This is a genomic window from Pedobacter nyackensis (assembly GCF_032678475.1).
In the GTDB taxonomy this organism is placed as follows: Bacteria; Bacteroidota; Bacteroidia; order Sphingobacteriales; family Sphingobacteriaceae; genus Pedobacter; species Pedobacter nyackensis_A.
The window spans coordinates 336,834-348,878 of sequence record NZ_JAVTSF010000004.1 but is presented as its reverse complement, the minus strand read 5'-3'; the positions used below and the strand labels follow the sequence as shown (position 1 = coordinate 348,878).

11 protein-coding genes are annotated in these 12,045 nt (G+C 38.6%); 7 read left to right on the top strand and 4 right to left on the bottom strand.

All coding sequences use genetic code 11. The features are described 5' to 3' along the window. From ftsA to R2Q84_RS15465, 4 genes are all read left to right on the top strand, one after another. Positions 1–1,362: a cell division protein FtsA gene (gene ftsA, locus R2Q84_RS15480; protein ID WP_316817477.1), complete on the top strand. Its 1,362-nt coding sequence runs from the start codon at positions 1–3 to the stop codon at positions 1,360–1,362. 129 nt (positions 1,363–1,491) lie between these two features. Continuing rightward, positions 1,492–3,126 carry a cell division protein FtsZ gene (gene ftsZ / locus R2Q84_RS15475; RefSeq protein WP_316817476.1) on the top strand — a complete coding sequence of 545 codons (1,635 nt, stop codon included), beginning with the start codon at positions 1,492–1,494 and terminating at the stop codon, positions 3,124–3,126. 169 nt (positions 3,127–3,295) lie between these two features. Continuing rightward, on the top strand, positions 3,296–4,537 hold the full coding sequence (locus tag R2Q84_RS15470; protein WP_316817475.1) for an aminotransferase class I/II-fold pyridoxal phosphate-dependent enzyme: 1,242 nt from the start codon (positions 3,296–3,298) through the stop codon (positions 4,535–4,537). A 261-nt stretch (positions 4,538–4,798) separates the two neighbouring features. Next, complete coding sequence (locus R2Q84_RS15465; RefSeq protein WP_316817474.1) at positions 4,799–4,975, top strand: histone H1; 177 nt, start codon at positions 4,799–4,801, stop codon at positions 4,973–4,975. A 51-nt stretch (positions 4,976–5,026) separates the two neighbouring features. Here R2Q84_RS15465 and dapA read toward each other — a convergent pair whose 3' ends face one another. Genes dapA through R2Q84_RS15450 form a run of 3 tightly spaced genes read right to left on the bottom strand, consistent with a single transcriptional unit; the run spans position 5,027 to position 8,631 of the window. Then, positions 5,027–5,908: a 4-hydroxy-tetrahydrodipicolinate synthase gene (gene dapA / locus R2Q84_RS15460; RefSeq protein WP_316817473.1), complete on the bottom strand. Its 882-nt coding sequence runs from the start codon at positions 5,906–5,908 to the stop codon at positions 5,027–5,029. Between the two features lie 10 nt (positions 5,909–5,918). Further along, the gene (gene ligA, locus R2Q84_RS15455; protein ID WP_316817472.1) at positions 5,919–7,931 is read right to left on the bottom strand and encodes an NAD-dependent DNA ligase LigA; all 2,013 of its coding nucleotides are present in this window, start codon (positions 7,929–7,931) and stop codon (positions 5,919–5,921) included. Positions 7,932–7,947: 16 nt separating this feature from the next. Next, positions 7,948–8,631, bottom strand: coding sequence for a hypothetical protein (locus R2Q84_RS15450; protein WP_316817471.1), 684 nt, complete (start codon positions 8,629–8,631; stop codon positions 7,948–7,950). Positions 8,632–8,735: 104 nt separating this feature from the next. Between R2Q84_RS15450 and tyrS the strand changes: the two genes are divergently transcribed. From tyrS to R2Q84_RS15435, 3 genes are all read left to right on the top strand, one after another. Then, the gene (tyrS, locus tag R2Q84_RS15445) at positions 8,736–10,025 is read left to right on the top strand and encodes a tyrosine--tRNA ligase (RefSeq protein ID WP_316817470.1); all 1,290 of its coding nucleotides are present in this window, start codon (positions 8,736–8,738) and stop codon (positions 10,023–10,025) included. Positions 10,026–10,122: 97 nt separating this feature from the next. Next, complete coding sequence (locus R2Q84_RS15440) at positions 10,123–10,602, top strand: antitoxin Xre/MbcA/ParS toxin-binding domain-containing protein (RefSeq protein ID WP_316817469.1); 480 nt, start codon at positions 10,123–10,125, stop codon at positions 10,600–10,602. Then, the gene (locus tag R2Q84_RS15435) at positions 10,602–11,054 is read left to right on the top strand and encodes an RES family NAD+ phosphorylase (RefSeq protein ID WP_316817468.1); all 453 of its coding nucleotides are present in this window, start codon (positions 10,602–10,604) and stop codon (positions 11,052–11,054) included. The genes R2Q84_RS15440 and R2Q84_RS15435 overlap by 1 nt, the downstream gene beginning before the upstream one ends. On the opposite strand, the gene R2Q84_RS15430 is transcribed toward R2Q84_RS15435, so the two are convergent. Beyond that, positions 11,051–12,034 carry an acyl transferase gene (locus R2Q84_RS15430; protein ID WP_316817467.1) on the bottom strand — a complete coding sequence of 328 codons (984 nt, stop codon included), beginning with the start codon at positions 12,032–12,034 and terminating at the stop codon, positions 11,051–11,053. The genes R2Q84_RS15435 and R2Q84_RS15430 overlap by 4 nt on opposite strands. Positions 12,035–12,045: the final 11 nt, after the last annotated feature.

Below are 12,045 nucleotides of genomic sequence, written 5' to 3'. Positions count from 1 at the left end.
ATGGGCAAAGAAAAATCTACCATTCAATCTCCAATAGTAGTCGGATTAGACATCGGTACTACTAAGATCTGTGTGATCGTTGGTCGCAGAACACAGCATGGAAAAATAGAAGTATTAGGGATAGGGAAAGCGGAATCGGCAGGGGTTACCCGTGGGGTAGTTTCTAATATTCAGAAAACAGTTCAGGGAATTTCACAAGCTGTTGAGCTGGCAAGCGGGCAATCAAATGTTGAAATCCGCGTTGTGAATGTAGGTATTGCCGGACAGCATATCAAGAGTTTGCAACATAGAGGGATTTTAACCCGACGTGAGCTAAACAGTGAAATTGGGAAAAAAGATATCGATAAATTGATTGATGATATGTTCAAGCTGGTTATGCCGCCAGGTGAAGAGATTATTCATGTTTTGCCACAGGAATTCACTATCGATAATGAACCTGGAGTAAAAGACCCTATCGGTATGGCTGGAGTACGTCTTGAGGCGAATTTCCATATCATTTCAGGGCAGGTTACTGCAGTAAAAAATATCATGAGGTGCGTAACCAATGCCGGGTTACAAACGCAGGAATTGATATTAGAACCATTGGCTTCTTCAGAATCGGTGTTGAGCGACGAAGAAAAAGAAGCTGGTATCGCATTGGTTGATATTGGTGGTGGTACTACGGATATTGCGATTTTCCACGAAGGTATCATCCGTCATACTGCAGTAATTCCTTTTGGAGGTAATAGCGTTACAGAGGATATCCGTGAAGGCTGTTCTGTAATGAGAAACCAGGCTGAACTATTGAAGACCCGTTTTGGATCAGCGCTGGCAGAAGAAAATAAAGAGAATGAAATTATTTGTGTTCCAGGTTTAAGAGGAAGGGAGCCTAAAGAGATTTCAGTTAAAAACCTTGCTTTTGTGATCCAGGCCCGTATGGAAGAAATCATAGAACATGTTTATTACGAAATCAAATCTTCAGGTTATGAGAAAAAGCTGATCGGTGGAGTTGTGATTACTGGTGGTGGTGCTTTGTTGAAACATTTGTCTCAATTGGTAGAATATGTAACTGGTTTAGATTGTCGCGTAGGTTATCCTAACGAGCATTTATCTAAATACGAAGATATGCCAAAGACTATTTACGACGATTTGAAAAGTCCGATGTATGCAACCAGTGTTGGTTTGCTGATCAAAGGAATTCAGAAAGCAGAAGAGCTGTTAGAAGAAATGAAGCAGCCTGGAGTTTTTGTGGAAAAACCAAAAGATGTTAAAGAAAAAGCGAAGCGTTCAGGTGGCGGATTATTTGATAAACTTTTGGCTAAGACCAAAGATTTCATCAAAGACGACATGAATGTTAGTGACGAAGATTATATAAAACCGTAATATTTATCCACAATATGTGATTTTTCCACATTGTTAACATTTGTGGAAAACGCCTGTTAAAAAAGTGTTAATATTACATAGAGAGATGAACAGGTAAAACAGATTTTTAAATAACTGATTCATAAAGATATGCAGTTCGAAATGTTAAAAGATAAGTCGTCAATCATCAAGGTAATTGGTGTTGGTGGCGGTGGAGGTAATGCGGTAAACCATATGTACCGTCAAGGAATTACTGGTGTAGACTTTATTATTTGTAATACAGATGCCCAGGCTTTGGAGTTTAGTCCTATTCCTAATAAGGTTCAATTGGGTGCCAGTCTTACCGAAGGTATGGGTGCAGGCTCAATCCCGGAAGTGGGAAAGAATTCGGCTATAGAGAATATAGACGATATCAAGCAGATGCTTGGTAGCACAACAAAAATGTTGTTTATAACTGCCGGTATGGGTGGTGGAACCGGAACGGGTGCCAGTCCGATTATTGCCAAAGCAGCTAAAGAACTTGACATTTTGACTGTAGCTATTGTAACTACGCCATTTGCTTTTGAAGGTAAAAGACGTAAAATGCAGGCAAATGACGGATTAGATGAACTAAAAAAGTATGTTGATTCTTATTTAGTAATATCTAACGACAGACTGCGTGAAATTTTCGGTAACCTGACTTTAGGATCTGCATTCTCGCAAGCTGATGATATTTTAACAACCGCTGCAAAAGGCATTGCTGAGATCATCACTGTACCGGGATACATTAACGTGGATTTTAAAGATGTGCGTACTGTAATGAAAGATAGTGGTGTGTCGATCATGGGTAGTTTTGCTTGTGATGGAGAAAACCGTGCATTGAATGCTGTTGAAGGTGCACTGGCTTCGCCATTGTTAAAAGATAACGAAATTGAGGGTGCCAGATACATCCTGTTAAATATAAGTTCTGGTTTACGTGAGGTAACCATGGATGAGGTAACAATTATTACCGATTACATTCAGGAAAAAGCAGGTCTTTCTGCTGATTTGATCTGGGGTAATTGTATCGACGAAAACCTGGAAGATAAGTTGTCAGTAACCATTATTGCTACTGGTTTCCAGACTACTGAGCAGCGTGACGAAGAGAAAAAGAATGTTAAAAAGATCTCTTTACTTACGCCGGAAGAAGCACCATTGGTTAGACCAGTTGAGCCTGTAAATTCATTCATTGAGCCTAAGGCACCAGTTTATTCAAATGAACCGGTAATGAAGACTAAAGAAGAGATTAAACAGTCTGATCTTTTTGGTGATCTTTTCAACGGGAATAGAAACCGTAATGCTGAAGAGTCGGCAAATAAGATCGTAAGACATACTTTACTGGAAGAAGAAGCTCCTGCTGTTGAAACTCCTCAGGATTCTGGATTTGAATTTGAAATTAAAGTTGCTGAAACAGACTTTGTATTCGAAACACCAACTGTTGTTTTCAACAATGATATCGTTCCGCAAAGGGAAGAGGTAAAGGAAGCAGGTGCTGATGATGATAAAAGCGATGAGTCTATCGAAGATCAGTTGAAAAAATCTAAAGAGAGAATTCTCAGATTAAAAGACTTGAGTATGAAACTCCGTACCAGTAATGGTTTGCAGGAGTTGGAGAACGAACCTGCTTATAAACGTAAACAAATGCAATTGCAGCAAGTTCAGCATTCTTCAGAATCTCAGGTTTCCCGATTTACCTTAAGTAATGATGAAGACGGATCTACAGAGATCAGACCAAATAATTCATTCCTTCACGATAATGTTGATTAATTTAATCGCATAACGGATTGCATAAAAGCCTTAGCAAATATTGTTAAGGCTTTTTGTTGTAAACATGGTATTGTTTATGTTCCATATCATGACCTGCTAATTATTGGATATCAGGTATATTAAACATAACTTTGCAAAAAAGAAATAATAACTTAAAAAACATATAACATTGGATATTTTTGAAAAGATAGCAAAACACATGGGGCCGATTGGACAACACCATAAATGGTCTCATGGATATTTCTCATTTCCTAAATTAGAAGGCGATATAGCTCCCCACATGAATTTTCGTGGTAAAGAGCATTTGGTTTGGAGTTTAAACAATTATTTAGGCTTAGCAAATCATCCAGAGGTAAGAGAAGCAGATAGGCAGGGAGCTTCGGATTTTGGTATGGCCTATCCTATGGGTGCCAGAATGATGTCTGGTAACTCTAAGTATCACGAACAATTAGAGCAGGAATTAGCTGCATTTGTGGGTAAACAAGATGCTTTTCTTTTGAATTTCGGGTACCAGGGTATGGTTTCTATTATCGATAGTCTGGTGGATAGAAATGATGTAATTGTTTATGATGCAGAGTCTCATGCTTGTATTATAGATGGTTTACGTCTGCATATGGGTAAACGTTTTGTATATAAACACAATGATATCGAGAGTGCCCGTAAACAACTTGAAAGAGCAACTAAACTGGTTGAGCAAAGCGGTGGTGGTATTCTTGTAATAACCGAAGGCGTTTTTGGAATGTCGGGTGCACAAGGAAAGTTAAAAGAACTGGTTGACTTAAAAAAGGATTTCAATTTCCGTTTGTTAATTGATGATGCTCATGGTTTTGGTACTATGGGGCCAACTGGTGCTGGTACACATGAAGCACAAGACTGTATTGATGGTGTAGATGTGTATTTCGGTACTTTTGCAAAGTCAATGGCAGGTATTGGTGCGTTTGTTGCTTCAACAGAGGAAATGACTAACTTTTTCAGGTATAACATGCGTTCTCAGACTTTTGCAAAAGCATTGCCGATGCCAATGGTTATCGGTTTGTTAAAGCGCTTAGAGTTGCTTAAAAACAATACTGAGTTAAGAGAAAAGCTATGGAATGTAGCGACAACACTTCAGAATGGTTTGAGAGCACGTGGTTTTGATCTTGGTGTGACCGATACTATGGTTACACCGGTTTTTCTAAAAGGTGAGTTGTTAGAAGCTACAGCATTGACTATGGACCTTCGTGAGAACTATGGTATATTTTGCTCTATTGTAGTTTACCCGGTTATCCCTAAGGGCTTAATTGAGTTGAGATTAATACCAACTGCAGTTCATACTATGGAAGATGTACAGCGTACACTAGATGCCTTTAGTGAAGTGTCTGATAAGCTGAAAAGTGGATATTACAAAGAAAATCAATTTTCTATAGCATAATTTTTAAAAATGTTGAAAAGGGCCTTTATACACGTGTAAAGGCCCTTTTTTATTTGTTTTGTTTTGTAATTGCTTAAAAATCAATCAGATAATTAAAATAAATTGATGCAGATTGTTTATAAACCCTCCTAATGTGGAAAAAAAGAGGGTTTTCGCCTATTTATTTATTATTGTAAAAATTCTTTTATTAAAATAAACATCTTACTTTAGTAATAGAGTATTAATCAAAACCTTAAACAACTTAAAGGAGTAAAATTAACGATGAAAAAATTTAATGAAGTAAAGGACCTTGTTGCTGCTTTAGAAGCTGACGCTGACAAATTCTACAACAAAGCGAACAGCGCAGCAGGAACACGTGTACGTAAAGGTATGCAGGATCTAAAAAACCTGGCTCAGGCTATCAGACTTGAGATCCAAGACGCAAAAAATAAAGGCTAACCGCTTTATTGTTTTGATGAAAAAATGGGGCGAATTTTCGCCCCATTTTTCTTATGCAGTAATTCTATTTGTTTCAGCTACGATGGCTTGTCTTAATCCATCAGTAACTTTTACCAGTGGCAAGCGAACATGATCATCGCAAATGTCCAGGTGCTTTAAAGCTGCCTTTACACCAGCAGGGTTGCCTTCGGCAAACATCATTCTTGTAAACTCTATTAAATTCAGGTGTTTTGGTAATGCAGCAGCATAGTTACCTGCAAGACACAATCTGATCATCTCCGACAGTTGCAATGGCAATGCATTTCCAATCACAGATATAACACCAACAGCGCCTATTGATATCATTGGCATTGCAACAGGGTCATCTCCTGATATTAACATGAAATCTGCGGGTTTATCACGCATGATCTGATTAAACTGATCAAAATTACCCGAAGCTTCTTTAGTCCCGATTATATTTTTGAAGTCAGTAGCCAACCGGCACGTCGTTTCCGCACTTACATTACTTGCTGTACGTCCTGGGACATTGTATAGGAAAAGTGGTAATGCACTACTTTCACTTAGTGCTTTGTAGTGCTGATATATTCCCTCCTGAGTTGGTTTATTATAGTAAGGACTGGCGGATAATATTGCATCATAACCGTTTACCTCGAAATTTTTAATACTATTTGCTATTTCAGCAGTGTCATTGCCGCCAATGCCGGCAACTAATGGTAAACGACCATTGTTAATTTCAGCAGTAAATTCCCAGATCCTCTTCTTCTCCGTGTTGTTCAGTGTCGAGGCTTCACCTGTGGTACCCAATGATACCAGGTATTCAACCTTTCCTTCAATTAAATGATTAATGAGTTTCTTTAACCCATTATAGTCTACCGTTCCATCTGCATTAAAAGGCGTAACAATTGCTACCCCTGTTCCGTGAAATTTGTTCATTTTTTATTCTTTACTTCAATAGCTCTAATAAATCATCTTGTGAAATTAGCGGAACATTTAATTTGTTCGCTTTTTCCAGTTTTGATGGTCCCATATTATCTCCTGCAACAAGATAGTTAAGTTTGGCAGAGATGCCGCTTAAAATCTTACCGCCGTTACTCTCAATTATGCTTTTGAGCTCTTCTCTACTATAGTTCTCAAAAACGCCTGAAATTACGAATGTTTTTCCAGTTAACTTATCACTTTGTAAGGTAATTTCATTTTCTATGGCTTCAAATTGCAAACCATATGATTTTAAGAGTGTTATTTGATGTATATGTTCAGGTTTTCTGAAATATTCTATAATACTTTCCGCTATTCGCTGACCTATTTCATCAATGGCCGTCAGTTCTTCCAGACTGGAAGCAATGAGTGTGTCTATATTTTTTGTTCCAAAGGCTAGTTTTCGTGCAACAGTTTCTCCTACATACCTGATACCAAGTCCAAAAAGTACTTTTTCAAAAGGCATCTGTTTGGAAAGCTCTATTCCTTTGAGCATGTTTTCGATTGACTTTTCTCCAAATCGATCTAAAGTTTTTAGTTGATCTGCTTTTTCATGCAGGGTATACAAGTCGCTGATGTGTGCTACTAATCCACGCTGGTAAAAAGTTTCAATTGTTTCGTCACCAAGTCCGTCAATATTCATTGCCTTTCTGCTGATAAAATGTTGAATTTTACCAACTATCTGAGGAGGACAGGCTTCGTCATTTGGACAATAAAAGGCGACTTCACCCTCTTTTCTAATAAGAGGGGTATTACATTCCGGACAAACGGATGGATAAATAATCCTTGTTGCATCCGCTTTACGCTTGTCAAGGTTTACATTAATGATCTTTGGAATGATTTCTCCACCTTTTTCAACAAATACGCTATCTCCTTCATGTAGGTCTAATCTTTCGATTTCATTGGCATTGTGTAGGGTTGCCCGTTTAACGGTTGTGCCCGCAAGCTGTACAGGTTTAAGGTTGGCTACTGGTGTTACAGCTCCCGTGCGCCCCACCTGGTAAGTTACCTTTTCAAGAATGGTTTCTACTTCCTGCGCTTTGTATTTATAGGAAATGGCCCATCTAGGGGATTTAGCGGTGAAGCCAAGTTCCTGTTGCTGCGCATAACTATTTACTTTGATGACTATTCCGTCTATATCATAGGATAATTTGAACCTTTCATTTTCCCAATGCTGAATAAAAAGGAGTACATCTTCTATGCTGTTGGTTAGCCTGGTGTGCTCACAAACATTAAAGCCCCATGTTTTTAATGTCTGCAAACTATCCCAATGTGTTTTAAAGTAATTTTTATCGGTATTTAAAGAATATAGAAAACAGTCAAGAGGTCTTTTTGCTACTTCTTTTGAATCCTGCATTTTAACAGTCCCTGCCGCAAAATTTCTGGGATTGGCATATTGTACCTCACCAAGTTCTTCGCGCTCTTTATTTAAGCGTTCAAAAGCAGCACGGTGCATAAATATCTCTCCTCTGATTTCAAATAAGGGAGGTGCATCATCGGCTTTTAGCTGGTGTGGGATGGTATGGATGGTTTTGATATTTGTAGTTACGTCATCTCCTTTGGTACCGTCACCTCGGGTTACCGCTCTTACCAGTTTTAGTTCGTCATAAGTTAAACTGATGGAGAGTCCATCAAATTTAAGTTCACATACATATTCAAAATCGTTACCAATAGATTTTTTTATGCGTTCATCAAAATCTCTTAAATCCTGCTCATTATAGGTGTTGCCCAATGATAACATTGGCCATTTGTGCTTTATTGTTGTGAAGGATTTAGTGATTTCACCACCCACTTTCTGAGTTGGCGAATTCGGATCAGCAAATTCCGGATGTGCAAGTTCAAGCTGATGCAGTTCTTCTAATTTCTTGTCAAATGTATAATCAGCGATGGTTGGCATGGCCAATACATAATAATTATAACTGTGCTGGTTAAGCTCCTTAACCAATGCATCCATTTTGTCTTTTACCTCGAATAGTGACATCTTGCGAAGATACAAATTAGCGAGAATTGCTGATTGATTTTTCTATATCATTAAAAATTGACATGTAGTCCTTCCTGATGTTATTTTTAAACTGCTCGAGTTGAACTGTTAGTGCATCGAGCTGTGCCTCAGTGAAAGGATTGTGCCATAAGCGCATGCATATGCGGTTAAGTGCATAAGAGATGTTCTCCATTTTTTGATAACTGAAAAGATACCTGCTGGCAATAAAGCTGTTAAGGAATTTGAAAAATACTGCCGTATCTTCCAGTGATGAAGTCTGGAGAAAGCTGTTTAGCGCAGTTTTATTTGCGCCTGAAAGTTGATCGTAGAAAGTGTTGATGTTCACTAAACCTTCCGAAACCAACAAGTGGTCTAAGGTGAGTTCAAGCCCTATATGAGCTAAAAAGAACGGCTTTACAGGGCTGTTTTCACAAGAGGGGAGTATCAGCTGTTTGAGCTCGTTGGTGTGTGCTTTGAAGAATTCAGAAGAATGGAAAATCTGATCTACAGCGATGTGTTTTTTCCAGCCTTGCAAAATCGAAGCTTGCAAAGGGTCGGATTCAAAAAGATGCATGATCTTAAGTGGATACAAGTTGTAATCTTTTTGTGCATTCTTTGTGAAATCGGGCAATACAACTCCCAATACCATATTTTCATCTGGATTATTTCTTTCAAAATAAAAATGGGATAAGAAGTTCATAAGCCTAAAAATAGTAAATATTGTTCAATAAGCTGTTTTTAGAAGCCCTGCAAATTTAAGTATAGGCTAGCTTTTCCTATATTTGCCGTCAAAAGTAGATTATAATGACCAATTTTGTTGAAGAGCTACGCTGGAGAGGCATGTTACAGGACATCATGCCTGGTACTGAAGAAAAATTAAACGAAGGAATGACGGCTGGTTATATCGGTTTTGATCCGACAGCAGATTCTCTGCATGTAGGACACTTAACCCAGATCATGACACTTATTCATTTTCAACGGGCCGGACATAAACCTTATGCTTTAGTGGGAGGCGCTACAGGAATGGTTGGAGATCCATCAGGGAAATCTGACGAACGTAATCTACAAACTGAAGATATGGTTGAGCATAATCTTGCAGGAATGAAACGTCAGCTTTCAAAGTTTTTGAAATTTGAAGACGAAGGGAACGGCGCTGTAATGGTTAATAATGCCGATTGGTTTAAAGACATGAGTCTGTTTGCTTTTATCAGAGATATCGGTAAGCACATTACCGTAAATTACATGATGGCGAAGGATAGCGTTAAAAGACGACTGGAAGGTGATTCAGGTTTGTCATTTACGGAGTTTTGCTACCAGCTGATACAAGGTTACGATTTTTATTACTTGTGGAAACATCACAACTGCCTGGTGCAGATGGGTGGTTCTGATCAATGGGGGAATATTGTTACGGGTACCGAGCTGATCAGAAGAAAAGATTCAGGAACAGCTTTCGCAGTTACAACCAATCTGATTAAAAAAGCAGACGGTACTAAATTCGGGAAAACTGAAAGTGGCGCGGTTTGGCTTGATCCGGAAAAAACTTCTCCATATAAATTCTATCAGTTCTGGCTTAATGCTTCGGACGATGATACTAAAAAATGGATCAGAATATTTACGCTGAAGTCACAGGAGGAAATTGAAGCGCTGGAGAATGAACATAATGCAGCTCCTCATTTAAGAATCCTTCAAAGAGCATTAGCTGAAGATATCACAATCAGGACGCATTCTGCTGAAGCTTTGGAAACAGCTATTAAAACCTCTGAGTTCTTGTTTGGAAATGGTTCTCTGGAATTTTTTAAAACTTTGTCTGAAGCGCAGGTTTTAGAGATATTTGAGGGAATCCCGCAATTTACCATTTCAAAGAACGATTTGAATGACGGCATAGATGCGGCTACTTTGCTTGCTGAGAAATCGGCTGTTTTTAGTTCAAAAGGAGAAGCAAAGAAATTGATACAAGGTGGTGGTGTATCTGTAAATAAGGAAAAGCTAAAAGATCCTTCGGAGCAGATTACCTTAGCTAATCTGTTGAACGATCAGTTTATCATTGTACAGAAAGGAAAGAAGAACTATTACTTGCTTATTGTAAAGGCTTAATTGTCTGATACAGTTGTTGGTTAGCTGATTTTTATTTTGGCTGATATTTTTATAATCGGACAAAAATACATATATTTGTGTATAATGTCTGATGGGTATGAAAAAGAAACCAGTAACCAATAGTGAAGTATCAGAGGCCAGTGCTGCATATGGTGTTTTAAATCAAACATCACTGGTCGGTTTGTTGGGCAGTAATTATGCTGTTTCAACAGATTTTGATCTGTTAAACCTTGCCCGTAAGGGGGTGTCAAAAAAAGCACTTGTAAGTTTGGCAAAGCAAATTTCGCTTACGCTTCAGGAACTGGCCGGTATTATGCACCTCTCCGAACGAACACTACAGCGTTATACCCCTGCAACACTCATTAAAACTGAACATGCTGAAAAGGCCATAGAACTGGCCAGGTTGTATCAGCGTGGTACTGAGGTTTTTGGTACCATGGATAATTTTAATGACTGGATGAAAACACCTAACTATACCTTAAATGGGGAGGCGCCTTTAAGCCTCCTTGATACTTCTATAGGCTTTGAATTAATCCTTCAAACATTAGGGCGTATTGAATACGGAGTGTTTAGCTAATGTTACTTTATAGGATTTCTCTTTGCAAAAGAGCGGCCGACATGAGTGGTACGGGCGCAAAGTTGTTTGGTGGACGATGGAATAGTGTGGGGGTGCCAATGTTGTACCTTGCAAGCAGCAGAGCGCTGGCTGCACTTGAAGTATTGGCGCATTTAACAAATATTCAAGATCCGGAGAGCTTTTGTATTACTGTTTTTGATGTCCCGGAAGATAGTATTGAAGAGGTTGAAAAATATCTGTTGCCTAAAGACTGGAATACCTATCCATCACCTTCGTCATTAAAGAAAATGGGGGATACCTTCGCGAGAAATAATAAGACGCTTCTGTTAAAAGTTCCTTCCGTTATTGTTGAAGATGAGTATAACTATGTCATGAATGTTAATCACCCCTCAGCATTAAAGGTTAAAATTATAGATAGCAAACCTTTTTTGTTCGATAAAAGACTACATTAATTTACCAATAAGTTACAGCCTCTGATATCTGCGTTGTCGAAACGACCCAGAACTTCAAAGGAGCCATTCGAAAATAGTTTTCCCAGATCCTGAGTAGCAATAAACGAGCAGGAATTGATATTTGCCAGGTCTATAATGTTTATGCCTCCCGTTTTATTGTTTGGTGAAGGGCTTAAAGGATCATTGGTATCACGCAGGTAAACCTTCATCCATGGCGGGCAATTGAAAATGCCTTCCCCGTAGGAATATGCCTGAGACAAAAGCTCTGTCATCCCGTATTCACTATGAATAGCATTTACCCCAAAGCCATCCTGCAAACATTCGTGAAGTTCTTCACGCACCATTTCTTTTCTTTTTCCCTTCATTCCACCAGTTTCCATCACGATAAGTTCAGGAAAGTCAACTTTATATTTTTCAATAAAATCAAGTAGTGCATAAGTCACTCCGATTAGAATTGTTTTCTGATTGGCTGATTGAAGCTTTTGTAGTTTATGATATAGCTCATCATGGTTGTGAAGAAAGTATCCGCTATCAACGTGATTGCTCTGTTTTAATAAGGCGTCAACCATATAGATTAAGGATGAACCATCTCTTTCCAGATATGATGGCAGGAGGGCTAATAAGCAGGTATTGTTTATATCTCCATAAAACCGTTTAAAGGCGCTGTTGAAGCTTTGCTCGTAAAGGCTGACATCTGTTACCAGGTGTCGGCTCTGTATCATTCCTGTAGTGCCGGAACTACTAAATACAATCTCTGGTGAAGCAGTAGAACTGAGTATATCGTGTGATTTAAAAAAGCTGATAGGCAGATAGGGGATATGATCCAGACTTTTAATGTCCTTTGGATTTACTCTAAGGTGAGAAATATATGCTTTGTAAATCCTGCAGTTTTCTGCCTGGTGGTTAAAAATAGCAAGGCTGGCTTGTTCAAACTCATGCGCGTTGCTAATAGAAAAGATTTGCTTTTTAAGATCAGTCACACCGCAAAAAT